The sequence below is a fragment of the Paenibacillus sp. sgz302115 genome, from assembly GCF_056120445.1.
This window is the reverse complement of sequence record NZ_JBVYOK010000008.1, coordinates 31005-48327: the sequence shown is the minus strand read 5'-3', so window position 1 is coordinate 48327 and position 17323 is coordinate 31005. Positions and strand designations below refer to the sequence as shown.

Below are 17323 nucleotides of genomic sequence, written 5' to 3'. Positions count from 1 at the left end.
ACTGTGCGGGCTTTTTTCCGCGGGGACGAATGTCCGGCGCTTTTCCAGCGTATACAAAACTATGCAGGCACAGCCGCCTTGTCTCCACACCTTTAGCATACAAAACTTTAGGAGTGACCCCCACTTGAGCACATCCGTTCTGGATTTCATATTGTCGCTGCTGAACATCGTCTTTCTGGATCTGATCCTGGCCGGCGATAATGCAATTGTCATTGGCCTCGCTGCCCGGAATTTACAGGGGAGTACACAGAAAAAAGCAATTCTGCTGGGTACGGGCGGAGCCGTCGTGCTGCGGATTATCGCTACCATTCTGGTCGTATGGCTGCTTAAGGTTCCCTGGCTGCTGCTCTTTGGCGGATTGCTGCTTATTCTCATCGCCTACAAGCTGCTGACGGGAGAAAGTAACGGTCCTGATATAAAAGCTGGAGGGACGCTGTGGTCCGCAGTCCGGACAATCATTGTCGCCGATGCAGCCATGGGCCTTGATAATGTTATCGCCATTGCCGGGGCAGCCAATCACAATATTGTCCTTGTCGTGCTGGGACTCCTGATCAGCGTGCCGATTGTAATCTGGGGCAGCACGCTTTTTATTAAGCTGATTAACAAATATTCTTGGATTATTTATATCGGTGCAGGTGTGCTTGGATTCACAGCCTCCAGCATGATTGCGGGAGAACAGCGAATTGAGCCTTTTGTGCGGGAGCATCCGCTGCTGCATATTCTTTTCATCATTCTGATTATTGCTGGAATTCTTGCGGCAGGTCACTTGAAGCGGGTACGCAATGACAGAAAAGCTGCTCACAGCCACTATTTTGACTAAAACCACTCTTCCTGCAGTCCGGCTTCGGCCGTGACTACATCGCTGGGCTTCTCATTTCCGTAAGGCGTAATGGTGACCGTTTCGGTCCCGGCGACCGCCGCATCCAGCAGCGCAGAGTAACCTGGAAGTGTGGCTTCGATTTTATCCACGATTCGCAGATTCGGGTTCGTCGTTGGAGATTTTGGGACAAACAGTGTACAGCAATCCTCATAAGGCAGAATGGACAGCTCGTAAGTACCGATCGTTTGGGACAGCTCCACGATTTCACTCTTATCCATCATAATCAGCGGACGCAGCAGCGGAAGTGCTGTGGCACGGCCAATGACATTCATGCTGGAAAGCGTCTGGCTGGCCACTTGCCCGAGGCTTTCTCCTGTAACGAGTGCCAGCGCGCCTTCCTGCTCCGCCAGTCTTGTAGCAATCCTCAGCATAGCCCGCCGCATCAGCGTAATAATCAGATTATCCTGACCGATGCCGGTAAAAGAGGTCTGCACCTCCGTAAACGGGACAAGATGCAGCTTAATGACTCCAGCATAACGCGACAGTACCCGCGTCAAATCCACGACCTTTTGCCTTGCCAGCTCGCTCGTATAGGGATAGCTGTAGAAGTGAACGCATTCTACTTCCAGCCCCCGGCGCATGGAAGACCAGCCGGCAACAGGGCTGTCAATCCCGCCGGACAGCAGCAGCATCGCTTTGCCGTTAGTGCCCAGCGGGAAACCGCCGACACCGGCAATATTTTCGCAGAAAATATACGTATGTCCTTCACGGATCTCAATCTTCATCTCCAGTTGCGGGGACCTTACATCCACGAGCAGACCGGGATAACCCTGAAGAAGCGGAGTTGCGATCAGCTTGTTCATTTCAAGCGAGCCATACGGAAATCCCTTCCACACCCGGCGGGCATTGACCTTGAAGCTGGTCCCTGCAGCCGGTGCGATAATCTCCAGAAAGGTGCGGCTGACCGACAGAATGTCTTCGAATTCAGACCGCGCAACCTTGACCGGACTTATTGAGGCAATGCCGAACACATTTTTCAGCGCCGAAATCAGTTCTTCCGCCGGTTCACCGTTCAGTTCTACATAGATTCGGCCGAATTCCTTGCTCAGATTTGCCTTGGGATAAGGCTTGACCATCTCCTTCACATGGCGGAACACGGTTTTTTCAAAGCGGGAGCGGTTTTTCCCTTTTAAAGTAAATTCTCCAAAGCGCAGCAAAAGCATGTCCGCGTATTCAATACTGCGTCCGTCAGCTTCTGCTTGTGTATCTATCTCTCTCATCTGTTACTTCATGCCTCCTTGAGCTTTCTTCAATGACTGTACAGCAGTCAGCAGCGCTTGTTCAAGCTGGGCAACATCAGCCTCCGTATGACGGTCCCCCAGGCTGATGCGGATACCGCCGAGCGCTGCCGAGGCGTCTCTGCCCATCGACAGCAGAATCCGGCTTGGTTCAGCAAGGCGCGAGGAACAGGCTGAACGTGTCGAAACGGTCATCCCCAGCTCCTCCAGCTTGCGGGCCAGAACTTCCCCCTTCATGCCCGGGTAGGAGAAATGAACGATATGCGGCGCTCCGTCCTCACTGCTGTTCAGAATCAGCTCAGGTATCCCGGTTATAAAACGCAAGAGCCGATTTCGCAGTGGAATCAGGCGTTCGTTTAACGCGAGCCTCTGTTCACCGCTCATCCGCACAGCTTTGGCCGAACCGACAATCGCCGGCACATTCTCCGTTCCGGCTCGCAGGCCATCTTCATGAGAGCCTCCGGTTATCAGCGGAAACAGCGTAACACCTTCCCTGACATATAGTATTCCGGTACCGCGCGGTCCGCGGATTTTGTGCGGCGACAGGCTGTATAGATCGGCCTGCCATTCCTTCAGCCGCGTCTCCAGCTTGCCATAGCCCTGTACACCATCGACGTGAAACAGCGTCCTGCGGTTAACAGCTTTAATCTGCTGCCCAATCTCTTGCACTGGCTGCACGGTGCCGATTTCATTATTGACATGCATGACGCTGACAAGCACAGTATCCTGGCGGACGGCAGCGGCAATACGCGCAGGATCAACAACACCGCTGCTCTCCGGTGCGACAAAGGTGATCTCCCAGCCCAGCTTTTGCAGCTGTAGACAGCTCTCATACACTGAGGGATGCTCCAATTCGGTAGTTATGATATGTCTTCCCCTCGACTGAAGCTCCAATGCCGCCCCTTTAATCGCCAGATTGTTGCTCTCGGTAGCTCCCGAAGTAAACAGAATTTCCTGTGGCTGCACTCCAAGTGCAGCGGCGCATACTTCCCGTGCGCGTCTGATCAGCCTCTCCGCTTCTACGCCTGCACGGTGAAGAGAAGAGGGGTTGGCATAATGCAGCCTCATGATTTGTTCCACGGTCTGCACCACCTCATCGTAAGGCGGCGCTGCGGCGGCATAATCCCAGTAAAGCATATATCGGCGGTCTCCTTTACATTTCCACTTGTGATGAAGTGAAACAATTCCATCCTTATCATTTGAAAAAGGATCAAACGGCCCTCTGCCACCCCGGTGGTTTAAGGTTAACCCGTTTGATCCTTTTATTATACCGCGTATTGCGCGCGGGCGCGTTCTATTTTGGCGATATAGGACTGAGTTTCAAGCGGAAGCTGCGACAAACTGGCCATCAGCTCCATGTCATTGCTTACACCAAGCTTGTTCACCCGCCCCGGACCGGCATTATAAGCCGCCAGCGCCATTTTCTCCTGCCCGCCATACCGCTGCAATTGATAGGACAGATAACGAACACCGCCATCAATGTTCTGCGCCGGATCGAAGGGATTAGAAACGCCCAAGCCATTCGCCGTTCCATCCATTAACTGCATCAAGCCCTTGGCTCCGGCCGAGGAGACAACATTCGGATTAAAGGAGGACTCGGTGTCGATTACAGCTTTGATCAGGTCAACCGGAACTCCGTATTTCGCGCTTGCCGTTTGAATCAAATCTTCATAATCGGTAGGCTTGGTTCCCGTTATTTCCCCGGAAATTGAACTGTAGTCATTCTGCATTCCCCCAAGCTGCTGCCATAGCAGACCGCTCAGTGAAGAGTTGTCCATTGAGGTAAGCGCGCTGCCGCTGCTTCCACTGGCATTCTGCAGAGCAAGCTGCTGCAGCATGGCGGCAAATTCTGAAGCGGATGTCCCCGACACTTCCTTGCTGGCGGTCGAAGCACCCTTCCTGACGTTTGACGAAGTCCTCAAATCAACCCATTTCAACTGCCCGAGTCCGCTTCCAGCAGCGGTATTAATCTCCATGCTGCGCACTCCTTCTTTCCGGTTTGTCTTTTATGTTAAGAATCTCAATTTCAAATTTGAAATGCGCCTTCATTTTACAATTTTTTCACGGGAAATGCTATATACTGACACGCAAAAACAGACTTCAGACCCGTATAGTTAGGTCTGTAAGCCTGTGTCTGCTTCATATTTCCGGCTGCAAATGCTGCTACCGCGCAAAAGGAATCATAACAAAATAGCTGAGTGTAGATACAATGCCAAGCCCGATCGCCCACGCTCCGGAGGTTTTTTGCCCTCTGGCATAAGCGAAATATCCGAGTATTGCAGCAATTGGCCCTAAGATGACCGACCAAATAAATAAGGAGACCACGCCAAAACCAAGGCCTGTATAACCGAGGGTACGACTGTCACTTTGGGTCTCATCTTTCGTGTCTTCCGCATCCTTGATATGCGTTCTTTGCACATGTGCGGGCAGCGGGGTAACTTCAGCAGCGTACTCTTCGTTCAGCGTCCGGTCACGGCGGGGATAGTCCATCCGGCGCGGACGCAGAACGATCTTTTTCCGCTCTGAGCGGTCCAGCTTGGATTCATCATTGTGATTGTCCATGGTATCCTCCTAAGCGTTAGGCTTGAACGTCAGGCAACAAGTGGCAGAGGAAGTTCCGGCAATGTCATGGTGGTTGCGATCCGTCATTTCTTCGGCATATTCTTCCTTGAAGCGGCTGCCGACATGCTTGTCGATTTCGATCACAATTTCATTAGCCCGGCACAAGTTCTGCTCTCCCCAATAATGACAGTTGCTCACACTGCATTTCACAAGCGTTTTTGCGTTTGTCATGTTTATCACCTCGACTTCATTATGCCCTTGGCCGGCTGCCTCTATGCTGTAAAAGGGTTACCAGTCCGCCCAGCACAAAAAGGACCGTGCCGTCATCCTTCCATGACAGACACGGTCCTGGCTGTAGCTGAACAGATAAGCAGCTGCTACACCTGGTTCTGCATACGCTTTTCGGTCAAATAATCATTTTCATAATAGCTCAGATCATCACGAAGCTCTTCATAAACCTTGGTGATATCCAGAATAATGTCACGTACCGGACGAACCGGCTTCTTACGGAAGCGGATGGCATCCTGGCCTGTGTAGGCATAACGCCCATCTTCGGAATAGCTCTCATTCTTAGGATAAAAGAAGTTGTTCACACCGAAATGGTATACGTTATAAAGCGCTTTTTGCGCAAAGGCTTCGTCAAAAGTGGCGCGGCGCAGAGCTACCCCCAGCTTCTCATAGGACATTTCCGAGAACACCAGCAGATGGCGGAGATCGGACAAGAAGCCTTGATAAAACAGCAGGGTTTCCTCATCATCTTCAGTTACCAGTTGCGGCAGCGCATGCTGGTTCAGGAATAATTCCATTTTTCCGATTACGGCGTTTAGCTTTTCTCTCGTCGTTTCACACAATTTCTGCACGTTGGCTGCTGACATGGCAATTGGTCCCCCTTATTAGTCCTAGCTCGGTAAGCACTTACTTTTTTGATATTAACATAAATCTTTGGACGGCGGTATCCTTTTCTGACAAGCAGCAACGGCTTCTCTGTCCTCTGCTTTCTTCTATTTGATGCATAAAACAGGTGCTCTCTTCTAAAGCTACAGGTATTACGATGCCATGAAGGGGCGGAAAATATGTCACGAAAAAATGTATTAATAGCCGGTCTGGTCACCGCTGCAATCTCGGCAGTCCTACTAACATTTACCCTTCGGCCTGAAGGGACCGGGGGGCTTCACCAAACCGCCGTGCCTAATCCGGCACAGGAGAAAGCGATCAAGAAAACATCGCTTACCCAGGATGTCAGCGCTACCGACCGTCTGAACAGGGTGGATGTCAGCAAGCATTTAAGCACGATGCTCACTGAGACGGATGGCGCTTCGCCCGGAGATATTTCAGCATATGCCAAACGTCTCCAGCAAGGACACGGACATATCACCATGCTGATGTGGATTGATTTCCGCACAGAGAAGACGAGCACCTTCAAGTCCTCGCTTCCGGAGGGCAGCGATCAGGAGAATCAACAACTGCTGAAATACCTGAATACCGCGAAAACTGCGATCAAACGGCATCAGGCTTATGAATCCCCTACCTTTATTATCGGGAAGAAGAAATATTACTTTATGGCTCAGCGCGATAAGGCCGGACATTTCGGTGTTATTGCCCTGATCAATCAGAAGATTCTGGACCGGGTTGCCGAACATCAGCTCAAGAACCTGCGCCTCATCCCTTATCCCAAGGAAGGCAAATACCGCGTTGAATCGGTTCACACCGATACCTTGAAGGACATCACCGTCAAAACGGGCCATGACAACGAGAACGCCAGCCATTATTATGAGAATGAAATCGTTGTCCGGTTCCAGAACGGCCATCCTACTGCGGGACAGCTTCAGACCATTGCCGCAGATATCCAGTCCAAGGAGCCGCGCAAGCTGGGGTATGCCTATATTTTCCGCTCGGAGAAAATGAACTATACAGAGCTTAAAGCCTATTTCGCCAAAAAATGGAAACCCGAATACACAGAGCCTCACTATATGTATTTAACCAATGATGCGGTGAACGAAAAGACCGGAGCGAATGTGCTTACGCCAAATGATCTGCTGTTCTCGACCTATCAGTGGAATTTGCCGGCTATCGAAACCGAGCAGGGCTGGAATTTGTCCAAAGGCAGCAAGGATGTAGTAGTGGCTGTGGTGGATACCGGTGTGCAGGCCAGCCATCCTGACCTCAAGGGCCAGCTGCTGGCCGGGTATAATGCGATCACAAAAGGCTCGAAGCCTGATGACGATGTCGGACATGGCACCCATGTAACAGGCATCATCGGAGCTTTGACGAACAACAAGGAGGGCGTGGCCGGCATTAGCTGGTTCAATAAGATCCTTCCGGTAAAAGCACTCGACAACTCGGGAGCAGGCACTACCTACTCCGTTGCCGAAGGAATTATCTGGGCTGCGGACAAAGGAGCGAAGGTGATAAACCTGAGCTTGGGGAATTACGCCGATTCACAGTTTTTGCATGATGCGATTAAGTATGCCTATGACCGTGACGTGGTGCTCGTGTCCGCTTCCGGCAACGACAACACCGAACGTCCGGGCTATCCGGCAGCTTACCCGGAGGTAATTGCAGTTGCTGCAACAAATGCCTCCGGCGATAGAGCTTCCTTCTCCAATTATGGCGATTATATTGATGTCGCTGCCCCGGGAGAGAGCATTGCCAGCACCTACCCGGACAACCAGTATGCGGCTTTATCCGGAACGTCCATGGCAAGCCCTCATGTGGCAGCGCTCGCCGGACTCATCCGCTCGCTGAATCCGGCCCTGACCAACAAAGAAGTGATGGATCTAATGACTACCAATGCGGTGGATCTCGGCACCCCCGGTCATGACAAATATTATGGCTGGGGCCAAGTCGATATCTACAAAACACTTCAGGCAGCCACCGGAGGCGAAGTGCCGTTGCAGTTGTTTCCGCAGCAAGTCGGCCGGCAGCTCAAATCACTTAAGCAGAGCCTTCAAAACAGCTATTAAGACAAAGAGCTGAGATGCTTGCCCAGCAGGATCAGGAACAGCTTGAGCCCCCGCTCCATGTCGGCTTCCTTCATTTGCGCATAGCACAGCCGGATATGCCGGGAGGGAGTATCACCGGCATAACACACATCGCCGGGAAGAAAGGAAATGCCCTCCTGTTCGGCCAGTATATGCAGCCTGTCGATGCCTGCTGCGGATGGGAGCTGCAGCCAAAGATTCAATCCGCCATCGGGCAGATTCCAGGTAACACCCGGAGGGGCGTACTGCTTCAGCAGCTTCGCCGCCTTCTCCATACGTCTGCGCAGAGCAGCCCGCAGCTCGCCGGCATAGCTCTCGTATTTATGGGAGATGAACGGAAGGACTGCCCCTTGTGTCAGCAGCGGGCTGCCGAGATCACTCGCCGACTTGGCGGCGATGAGTCTGGAGAGAATATTCCCCGCTGCGGCAACACAAGCGATTCTGCAGCCGGGGGCGAGCACCTTGCTGAAGCTTTTCATATAGACCACATGTCCGTCCTCATCCATGGATTTGATCGAAGGCGGCGGAGGTGCGCGGAAATACAGATCACTGAACGGGTCATCCTCCACAATCAGACAGCGGTAGCTGCGGGCAAGCTCCAGCAGCCGCTGTCTTCTTGGCATGCTCATCGTGACGCCGCTAGGATTCTGAAAGGTAGGATTCGTATAAATCAGCTTGGGCGGTCTCTGGTCGCACAGCTTCGTCAGCACATCAATCCGCATTCCCTCCTGATCCATCGGCACAAAGATCATCTCCGCACCCCTCCCGGCAAAAACATCAATCGCCCCGGTATAGCTCGGCGCTTCCAGATAAACCGTATCCCCGGGACCGATAAAGGTCCGGGCTACCAAATCAATCCCCTGCTGCGTCCCGCTGGTAATCATCAAATCAGCGGAGCTAAGAGTAATGCCGCGCTGCTGCAGATGCTTGCGCATGATTTCCCGCAGCTCCAGATTGCCCTGGAAATTGCCGTAGGAAGCCATCAGCTCGGGCTGCTCTGTCACTAGTAGGGCCATCGTCGCACCGATAGACCTGAGGGGGAGCAGCTCGCCATGAATTGATGCCATATGGAACGGGTACTCCACCTCTGAGTAATCAAAATTCCTCCACAGCTGCGCCCGCGGCAAATAGTCGTCATAAACGTTCTGCCAGCCTGTGCCGGTATCGGAGCCATTCCGTTCATGCTCCGCGACAAAGCAGCCTTTGCCTTGGCTGCAAATAATATGTCCCCGCTTCTCCAGATCGGCGTAGGCCTTGCTCACAGTAACCTGGCTCACCCTCAGACTGACTGCCAGACCTCTGACGGAAGGCAGCCGGGTACCCGGCTGCAGCAGCCCTGAAGTAATCCGCTGAGCCAGTGTATCGCAAATTTGCTGCGGCAAGGATTTCGTGCCGCTGCGAAGCAAATCGATATGCATCCTTCCGTCCTCCTTACTGTTATATTCAATGCTTTACTGTTATACCGCTATGCCGTTATGATACAACAAAATTCAAAAGCGGGGAGCATTTTTTATGAAGATTAATTTCTCAACGGCTGCTAACCATTTGGGTTCTTCGGCAGTCCGTGAAATTCTCAAGCTTACTCAAGGCAAAGACATTATCTCCTTGGCCGGGGGCCTGCCCGGAGAAGATCTGTTCCCGATGGAGGCGGTCCGTGATGCATACAGCCGTGCTCTATCTGCGGATACATCAGCGCTGCAATACGGATTAACTGAAGGATACGCCCCGCTGCGGGAGCAAATTGCCGCAAGGCTGACCAAGCAGGGGATTCCTGTGGCCGCCTCTGAAATGATACTGACAACAGGTTCCCAGCAGGCCATTGATTTGCTGTGTAAAATCCTGCTTGATCCAGGTGATGCCGTACTGGTGGAAGCGCCTACTTATCTTGCCGCCCTGCAGGTGCTTGGCTCCTACCGTGCGGACATCCATATTGTCCAGAGTGACGAACATGGCATGCTGCCGGACCACCTGGAGGAGCAGCTTCGCAAGCAGCGCCCCAAGCTGCTGTATGCTGTTCCAACGTTTAACAATCCATCGGGAGCCACCTGGAGCAAGGAGCGCCGGGAGAAGACCGTGGAGCTATGCCGGCGTTATAATGTGCTTATCCTTGAAGACAATCCGTATGGAGAGATCACCTTCGATGAGGCGCCGGGCGCTTATCCCCCTACCCTGGCGGAGATTGACAGAAGCAGCAGCAGTGAGCCTTGTGTAGTCTATACAGGAACCTTCTCCAAAATCGTCGCCCCCGCGCTGCGCACAGGCTGGATCGCCGGTCCCGCTGAACTGATCAAAGTGATCATCAAAGCGAAGCAGGCGGCGGATTTGCACTCCAGCGCCATTGATCAGCGCGCGCTGTCTGAGCTGCTGGGGTTCTTTGATCTCGAAGGGCATATCCGCAAGATCTCGCGTGAATATTGTTCGCGGATGAAGCTCTTGTCCGCCGAGCTCTCCTCCCGCAGTTGGAAGGGCACCCGGTTCCACGAGCCACGCGGCGGCATGTTTCTGTGGCTGACATTGTCCGAGCAGATTAACACTACGAGGCTGCTTCCCTTTGCTGTAGAGCAGGGCGTTGCCTTTGTACCCGGAGAGGTTTTCTTCTCGGCGCAGCCGCTCACAAATACGATGCGGCTTAATTTCACCCACACCCCGCCAGAGCTGGTTCCGCTTGCCGTGCAGCGGCTGGAAAAAGCGCTGGCTCTATATGAGCAAAGCGAGCTGTCGCATCTTCACTGATAGCTATACTTTTATAGAATTGCAAAAAGCGGCCCTCCTCGGAGGGCCGCTGTCTTATAGGCTGCTTACATCTACAAATGCTTAGAAGTTGTCAGTTAGGAAAGTTTGCCGTAAGCCGGGTTCTGTGCTCGTCGTGGTTCGAACGGGAACTACCCTCCCACCATAAGCGACAATCATCTATCTAGGCCGTACATTACTGCACAGCTCCAGCGACCAACCTAGACGCGCCTCAGGCGAAGGCTGCCCCTTCCCGTTAAGGAGGATGCTGCGTCTCATTAGGTCTTGCTCCAGATGGGGTTTACCAGGAACGAAGTCACCAGCGTTCCTCGGGGTCTCTTACACCTCGGTTCCATCCTTGCCTGTGCCGCCCGAAAGCGGCCATCGGCGGTCCATTTCTGTGGCACTATCCTTCGGCTCGCGCCGACTGGATGTTATCCAGCACCCTGCCTTATGGAGCCCGGACTTTCCTCCCGCAGCGTCTTCACGCCGCCGGCGATTGTCTGTCAAACTTCCCGTACAACATTGTATATTATACAGACTTGCGTAAGCCGGCACAAGTGTAAATTAAAGGAATCTACAGGAATATAAAAGGCTCTGTGTCCACCTGCGAGGCATGCACCGCTGTAGCATACTTATGCTCAGTCAGCTTGCCCGAAATCCACTCGGCTACTTTTTCCTTCATAATCTTCTCCGCATTATGTCCCGGATCTATCAGCGTAATGCCGGCCAAAAAAGCATCCTGAGCCGTATGATAGTCAATATCCCCGGTCACCAGCACGTCGGCACCCTTGAAGATGGCGCTGTTGTAATATTTAGCACCCGATCCGCCCATCACCGCCGCTTTGCGGATGGGACGGTCCAGGTCCCCAACCACGCGCACCTTGTCAACCTTAAGGCCGCTTTTGACCGTTTCAACGAATTCGCCCAGGGTGGTCGGCTCCTTAAGCTTGCCTACTCTGCCCAGGCCGAAGCTGCGGCCCTTGAGGTCCATCGAATAAAGATCATAGGCCACCTCCTCGTAAGGATGGGCTTTCAGCATCGCCTGCACTACCTTATTGCGGATAGGCTGAGGAACAATCGTCTCAATACGGATCTCCTCGGCATGCGTAAGCTTGCCTTGCTCACCGAGATAAGGCTCGGAGCCCTCTCTGGGCATAAAGGTCCCGTAGCCTTCGATATTGAAGCTGCAATGGCTGTAATTGCCGATCCAGCCTGCCCCGGCATTCAGAATGGCATCCAGCACCTTCTGATGATGATCCTTCGGCACGAACACCACCAGCTTCGAGAGCTGCTCGGTATGGATATCCTTAATTGGCGCACCGTCCTGAATACCAAGCGCTTCGGCCATCCAGTCGTTCATTCCGCCTTCGGCCACATCCAGATTCGTATGGCTTATATATACGGCTATATCATTTTTGATCAGCTTCTCATACAGCTTACCCATCGGGTTATCAGTCTGTATTCCCTTGATCGGGCGGAAAATAATCGCATGATGCGCGATGATCAGGTTGCAGCCCTGAGCGATGGCTTCATCCACAACTGCGTCATTGACATCAAGCGCGACCAGCACTCCCGTAATCTCCTTCTGCAGAGAACCAAGCTGGAGGCCGACATTATCCCATTCCTCCGCCAGATGTTTGGGAGCAAGCTGCTCCATATACCCGATTACAGTTTGTCCTTTGGCAAACATTCCAGCACCTCCGTAATTCGCTTGATCCGCGCCAGGATCTCATTGCGTTTGTCCTCTGCAGCCGCCTGGCCGGAACGTGACAACGAAGTCAGAATCCCTTCCAGCTTGGCAATTTCACCCTGCCACTTCTTGTGAAACACTGCATTTGGTGCTTGCAGCAGATAAGGTCCCATCTCCAGGAGCAGCTCACGGTCACATTCGATGCCTGAGGCCAGCTTCAAATCACGGTATAGCTGATCATTCGTAACATCGGCAGCAGCTTCAGGAACGGCTGTCAGAATTTCATAAATCTTGCCGTCTTCCTCCAGGATATGCTCCGCAGTAAGCACCCAGCCATGATTCAATAGCCAGCGGCGCAAAACATCCTCGCCCACGTTCGGCTGCAGCGCCAGCGTCTTCACACCTTCAAGCCTGCCCAGGCTGCGGCCGCGTTCCAGGATGGCGGCAATCAGCGACCCGCCCATTCCGGCAATGGTAATACAGTCGGCTTCTCCCGGCTCCAGCACCTCCAGCCCGTCTCCGCGGCGGACAGAGATAACCTTGCCTAACCCAGCCTCAGCTACCCCTCTGCGGGCCGCTTCGAACGGCCCCGTGGTTACTTCGCCGGCAATGGCGGACAGCGCCCGCCCGCTTTCTATAGCCGCTACAGGCAGCAGCGCATGGTCTGAACCGATATCGGCGACAATGCTGCCCTGCGGAACCTGCTCCAGCACAAGCTGAAGCCGGTTTGATAATTTTGTGTTGTTCATGAAGCCACCCACGTTATCCATTTTTTTCGGAAAATAAACAGCAGAGCAAGTCCTGCCGCAATCTTCAGTATCAATAAAAGCGAAACCCATTGCGGATAATCCTGCCTTAGCATCAGCGCATCAATTTCAGGCATAATCCACAAAGAGACACCAACCCCCAAATATACGCCCGATACACCGTTTACACGATGGTACAGCAGCCAGCTCAGCCAGATCATCAGCACACAGATCGGCAGCCAGAGCAGCTCCAGCTCAAGGATGGAGGCATCCGGACTTTTTTGGCCAAAAAAACCGGCATAGAGCAGCGCCCAAAAGGCAAAGCCGCAGTAATGAAGCAGCCCAATCCGCAGTAAAAATCCTAAAACCACCCACAAAAGTCCGCAGCCTGCAATCAGTATAGGCCTCCACAGGTCAGTGTCCAGGTTATGCAGATCAATCAGCCATAATCCGAAGCCCAGCGTAAGCACACTCCCGGCCCCTGCCAGCACCAGACTGATCATCTTGTTGCGGTCCTGGTAAATCGCCGAGTATCCGTAACAGACAATTAAGACACAGAGCGCCGTACCAAGTTGCAATGGCCAGGGAAAAACGCTAAAATATAGACTAATCAAGAAAATCAAGGAAATAATTCCAAAACCAAACAGCCATACTTTGATGCTGCCCTGTTGAAGATTCTGGAGTGAAATCGGATTGCTGTCCTTTACCTCGGTCCCTTCATCATAAAGGTTGGTCAGGAAATCGCAATACTGCTCCGGCAGCACCTTGCTTCTTCTCCAGTACTGAATTTCTCTTAAAATAATTTCACGTTTTTCCAGATTCAACGGCTCATCCCTCTTTCGGACCTTGAGTCTCCGGCTTCATTTAAGCTAAAAGGACCTCCTGCCACCGTGCAGCAAAAGGTCCGGGTCATGTGATACTATTCGAGGAAATCCTTCAGCCGCTTGCTGCGGCTTGGATGACGCAGCTTGCGCAGCGCCTTGGCTTCGATCTGACGGATCCGCTCACGGGTAACGCCGAACACTTTACCCACTTCCTCGAGCGTTCTCGTCCGTCCGTCATCCAGACCGAAACGCAGACGAAGCACATTCTCTTCACGCTCAGTAAGCGTGTCCAGCACGTCCTCCAACTGTTCCTTCAGCAGTTCATAGGCTGCCGCATCCGCAGGAGCAAGCGCCTCCTGATCCTCGATGAAATCACCCAAATGCGAATCATCCTCTTCACCGATCGGTGTTTCCAGCGATACCGGCTCCTGGGCAATCTTCATAATTTCTCTAACCTTCTCGACCGTAAGTTCCATCTCGGCGGCAATTTCCTCCGGCGATGGCTCGCGGCCCAGCTCCTGCAGCAATTGACGGGAGACACGAATCAGCTTATTGATCGTTTCCACCATATGCACCGGAATCCGGATCGTCCGCGCCTGATCCGCAATCGCCCGGGTAATGGCCTGACGAATCCACCATGTGGCGTAGGTACTGAACTTGAAGCCTTTGTTGTGGTCGAATTTCTCCACCGCTTTGATCAGACCCATGTTGCCCTCCTGAATCAGATCCAGGAACAGCATGCCGCGTCCGACATAACGTTTGGCGATACTGACCACGAGCCGCAAATTCGCTTCAGCGAGCCGGCGCTTCGCTTCCTCGTCACCGTTCTTGATTCTCATCGCCAGCTCTACCTCATCGTCGGCCGACAGCAGCGGCACGCGTCCGATCTCCTTCAGATACATCCGTACAGGGTCATTGATCTTGATTCCCGGCGGGAGTGACAAATCATCGTCGAAGCTGAAGTCATCATTGTCGCTGCCTTCATTGTCATCGTTCGGACGAAGCGTATTGACCTCTTCATCATTCTCATTCACAACCTCGATGCCGTGGTCGCTCAGTTGCTCGTAGAATTCCTCCATTTGCTCGGGGTCTTGATCAAACGGCGACAATTTCTCCATAATATCTTTGTAGTTCAATGATGATCTTTTCTTGCCTTGCTCAATAAGCTGATCCTTAACCTGATCCAGAGTAAATTCCGCTTCCAGTTCAGTGTGCTGATCGTTCGCCATAATTCGACTCCCTCCTCCCTAGGTACATCCTGTCAACTGCTCATTGTCTCTCTAGGGCAATAATCTCACTTGCTATTTGTGCCGCACGCAAAAAGTCACCGGACTTCTCAGCCTGAATCATCTCTTCGCGTTTCTGTTCCATCCCGCGCGTTACGGGGTATTTCCGCACTTCACGGATACAATCGTCCAAGACCTGAGTGTTCCAGTCTGGAGGAGTGTCCATCATGGAAATTGCTGTTGCGGTTTTTTCCAGACGGTCATCCTGAAGCGATGATAAAAACCGGCTGATGCCGGGGGGCTTGCCTTGCGCGTAATAGGCATATAGATAAGCGGCAATGGCCGCATGATCATCGATGTTGAACTCTTCACCGAGGCGTTCTCCCACATAAGCAGCGGCTTCAGGGTCCTGAATCATTATGGACAGAAGTCGCCGTTCCGCAGCATGATAAGCGGGCAGCAACGTTGGTGCTTGCACCTGCCCTTTTTTATGCCTACCATTATTCCACCTTTTGTCGTTATTATCCCCTTCAGGGATGTTTTTTTGCATCGATGCCCGAAGTAAATTGCAGTCCTGCTTTAAGCTATCATATGACAGATCCAGCTCGGAGGCGATTTCCCGCAGGTACACCTCTCGTTCTGTGGAGGAATGCAGCGTGGCGATAATCTCCAGCGCCTCCTTGACGTAGGCGATTTTGCCGTCTTCCTCTAGGAGTATATGGTTTTTTTTCAGATATATAAGCTTAAATTTTATGGATGAAACCGCCGAATCAATTACCTGATCCCTGAAGCGCTCTCCGCCATGCCGGGAAATGAATTCATCGGGGTCCAGTCCGCTTGGAAGCACGGCTACCTTTACCCGCAGGCCATTGTCCTCCAGCATCGGAATAGCTTTCATCGCTGCGGCTTGTCCAGCCTTGTCGCCGTCATAGGCCAGAACAATTTCGTCGCCCAGGCTCTTCATCAGCGCCACATGTCCATCCGTAAGTGATGTTCCCATGGTAGCCACACCGTTATGCACACCTGCTTCCCAAGCCGAAATGACATCGCCGTATCCTTCAAAAAGGACGATTTGCCGCGTTTTGCGGATGGATGCTTTGGACTGGTGCAAATTGTACAGAATCCGGCTCTTGTTAAACAATCTGCTCTCGGGGGAGTTCAAATATTTCGGCTGCCCGTCTCCGAGAATTCTTCCCGCAAAGGCAATTACCTTGCCCATACGGTTCGCAATCGGAAAAATAACACGTCCGCGAAAGCGGTCGAGATACCCTTTGCCCTCGCCCCTGGCAGACAGAAGCCCGCCTTTCTCCATCTCAGCGAGATCAAATCCCCGTTTCTCCAGGAACTGCAGCAGTGTGTCCCAGCGGTCCGGCGCATAGCCGATCTGGAACTGGTCAATCATTTTGTCGCTGAAATTACGGGCTCTTAAATAATCCATTGCGGCAGTGCCGTATTCCGTATTCTTCAGCAGAAAATGATAGAACTTCGCAGACAGCTCGTACGCCTGAATGAGACGGTCACGCTCCGGATCAGGAGGAGACAGGAAGCCCCCCTTACCCTCGGGAATAGGGATATCGCTTTCTTCCGCCATTATTTTGACTGCTTCGGGGAAGGATAATCCTTCGATTTCCATCCTGAATTTGATGGCATTTCCACCCATACCGCAGCCAAAGCAATGAAAGACACCCCGTTCAGGGGTTACCGTGAAGGAAGGGGTTTTCTCCGAATGGAACGGGCAGAGGCCCCATAAATATTTCCCCTGCTTGGACAAATGGACAACCTTACCGACTGTATCGACAATATCATGCCGCGCCAGCACGCTTTCGATAACCTCTTCCGGAATATTACCTTGTCCGTTAGCCACTTTTAGCCACCTTCATCTCTTAACAAATAAATATAATTCGCTATAGCTGGACATTCTCCTGCAAAAGTGTTAAAAGTTTTGTCAGTTTATGTTGAAAATAATTTTTTTCCTCGGCGGTGATCGCTTTCGGCCCTTTGGAATAATGGCCTCTCCGGCGTTCAACCGCTCTGGCATGCCTGCCCTCCAGCATAAAATCCATTTTGGAATCCTCATACTCCTGCCCGCGGTTCGAAAGCACCTTGCAGCGTTTGGCGAGCGCCAGTGCAGCAAGGCCATAATCCTGCGTAATAACTATATCCCCCGCAGAAATATGGTTGGCAATATACAGATCAGCGCTATCGGCTCCCCGCTCCACCTGAACAACCGAGACACCTTCTTCAGCCTTCAGCACATGATCGTACGAAGAGACCATAATTACCGGTATGCCAAAGCTTCGGGCAACAGCAATAATCTCTTGTTTGACCGGACAAGCATCCCCGTCGACCACAATCGTTCTTCCTTGGGGCCTCTCCATGACATCACCAATTTCCCGTGTAATATATATACGCTTTGCCGGACAGAAATCCTTCTTTGTAAAGC

General features: G+C 52.4%; 16 protein-coding genes and 1 other RNA gene. 3 read left to right on the top strand and 14 right to left on the bottom strand.

Annotation, left to right across the window (positions count from 1 at the left end):
- The first annotated feature begins 124 nt into the window (after positions 1–124).
- Entirely contained in the window at positions 125–820 is a 696-nt protein-coding gene (locus tag AC0LWN_RS16695) for a TerC family protein (RefSeq protein ID WP_474667194.1), read from the top strand.
- Here AC0LWN_RS16695 and thiI read toward each other — a convergent pair.
- The 6 genes from thiI to AC0LWN_RS16665 form a co-directional block, all read right to left on the bottom strand.
- The gene (gene thiI / locus AC0LWN_RS16690) at positions 817–2100 is read right to left on the bottom strand and encodes a tRNA uracil 4-sulfurtransferase ThiI (RefSeq protein ID WP_474667192.1); all 1284 of its coding nucleotides are present in this window, start codon (positions 2098–2100) and stop codon (positions 817–819) included. The two genes, AC0LWN_RS16695 and thiI, sit on opposite strands and share 4 nt — an antisense overlap.
- A gap of 3 nt (positions 2101–2103) precedes the next feature.
- On the bottom strand, positions 2104–3255 hold the full coding sequence (locus AC0LWN_RS16685; RefSeq protein ID WP_474667190.1) for a cysteine desulfurase family protein: 1152 nt from the start codon (positions 3253–3255) through the stop codon (positions 2104–2106).
- 128 nt (positions 3256–3383) lie between these two features.
- The gene (locus AC0LWN_RS16680) at positions 3384–4094 is read right to left on the bottom strand and encodes a lytic transglycosylase domain-containing protein (protein WP_474667188.1); all 711 of its coding nucleotides are present in this window, start codon (positions 4092–4094) and stop codon (positions 3384–3386) included.
- 187 nt (positions 4095–4281) lie between these two features.
- A complete protein-coding gene (locus AC0LWN_RS16675; protein ID WP_474667186.1) occupies positions 4282–4680 on the bottom strand; it encodes a hypothetical protein in 399 nt (132 codons plus the stop codon).
- A 9-nt stretch (positions 4681–4689) separates the two neighbouring features.
- Positions 4690–4911 (bottom strand): DUF1540 domain-containing protein, encoded by a 222-nt coding sequence (locus AC0LWN_RS16670; protein WP_474667184.1) that lies wholly within the window; start codon positions 4909–4911, stop codon positions 4690–4692.
- A 146-nt stretch (positions 4912–5057) separates the two neighbouring features.
- On the bottom strand, positions 5058–5555 hold the full coding sequence (locus tag AC0LWN_RS16665) for a YpuI family protein (protein ID WP_458963695.1): 498 nt from the start codon (positions 5553–5555) through the stop codon (positions 5058–5060).
- A 198-nt stretch (positions 5556–5753) separates the two neighbouring features.
- Here AC0LWN_RS16665 and AC0LWN_RS16660 point away from each other — a divergent pair, with 198 nt between their 5' ends.
- Positions 5754–7643 carry a S8 family peptidase gene (locus tag AC0LWN_RS16660; protein WP_474667181.1) on the top strand — a complete coding sequence of 630 codons (1890 nt, stop codon included), beginning with the start codon at positions 5754–5756 and terminating at the stop codon, positions 7641–7643.
- Here the strand turns inward: AC0LWN_RS16660 and pdxR are convergent.
- A complete protein-coding gene (gene pdxR, locus AC0LWN_RS16655; RefSeq protein ID WP_474667179.1) occupies positions 7640–9079 on the bottom strand; it encodes a MocR-like pyridoxine biosynthesis transcription factor PdxR in 1440 nt (479 codons plus the stop codon). The two genes, AC0LWN_RS16660 and pdxR, sit on opposite strands and share 4 nt — an antisense overlap.
- A 94-nt stretch (positions 9080–9173) precedes the next feature.
- On the opposite strand from pdxR, the gene AC0LWN_RS16650 reads away from it, so the two are divergent.
- Positions 9174–10394 carry an aminotransferase-like domain-containing protein gene (locus AC0LWN_RS16650; protein ID WP_474667177.1) on the top strand — a complete coding sequence of 407 codons (1221 nt, stop codon included), beginning with the start codon at positions 9174–9176 and terminating at the stop codon, positions 10392–10394.
- Between the two features lie 96 nt (positions 10395–10490).
- Here the strand turns inward: AC0LWN_RS16650 and rnpB are convergent.
- The 7 genes from rnpB to AC0LWN_RS16615 all read right to left on the bottom strand — a co-directional run bounded on the left by rnpB (position 10491) and on the right by AC0LWN_RS16615 (position 17258).
- An RNA gene (gene rnpB, locus AC0LWN_RS16645) (RNase P RNA component class A) lies at positions 10491–10906 on the bottom strand.
- Between the two features lie 62 nt (positions 10907–10968).
- On the bottom strand, positions 10969–12084 hold the full coding sequence (locus AC0LWN_RS16640; protein WP_474667175.1) for a Nif3-like dinuclear metal center hexameric protein: 1116 nt from the start codon (positions 12082–12084) through the stop codon (positions 10969–10971).
- A complete protein-coding gene (locus tag AC0LWN_RS16635) occupies positions 12060–12833 on the bottom strand; it encodes a tRNA (adenine(22)-N(1))-methyltransferase (RefSeq protein WP_474667173.1) in 774 nt (257 codons plus the stop codon). The genes AC0LWN_RS16640 and AC0LWN_RS16635 overlap by 25 nt, the downstream gene beginning before the upstream one ends.
- The gene (locus tag AC0LWN_RS16630; protein WP_458963701.1) at positions 12830–13654 is read right to left on the bottom strand and encodes a hypothetical protein; all 825 of its coding nucleotides are present in this window, start codon (positions 13652–13654) and stop codon (positions 12830–12832) included. The genes AC0LWN_RS16635 and AC0LWN_RS16630 overlap by 4 nt, the downstream gene beginning before the upstream one ends.
- Before the next feature lie 95 nt (positions 13655–13749).
- On the bottom strand, positions 13750–14883 hold the full coding sequence (rpoD, locus tag AC0LWN_RS16625) for an RNA polymerase sigma factor RpoD (RefSeq protein ID WP_474667171.1): 1134 nt from the start codon (positions 14881–14883) through the stop codon (positions 13750–13752).
- Between the two features lie 40 nt (positions 14884–14923).
- On the bottom strand, positions 14924–16744 hold the full coding sequence (gene dnaG, locus AC0LWN_RS16620; RefSeq protein ID WP_474667169.1) for a DNA primase: 1821 nt from the start codon (positions 16742–16744) through the stop codon (positions 14924–14926).
- 40 nt (positions 16745–16784) lie between these two features.
- Positions 16785–17258: a YaiI/YqxD family protein gene (locus AC0LWN_RS16615; RefSeq protein WP_474667167.1), complete on the bottom strand. Its 474-nt coding sequence runs from the start codon at positions 17256–17258 to the stop codon at positions 16785–16787.
- Positions 17259–17323: the final 65 nt, after the last annotated feature.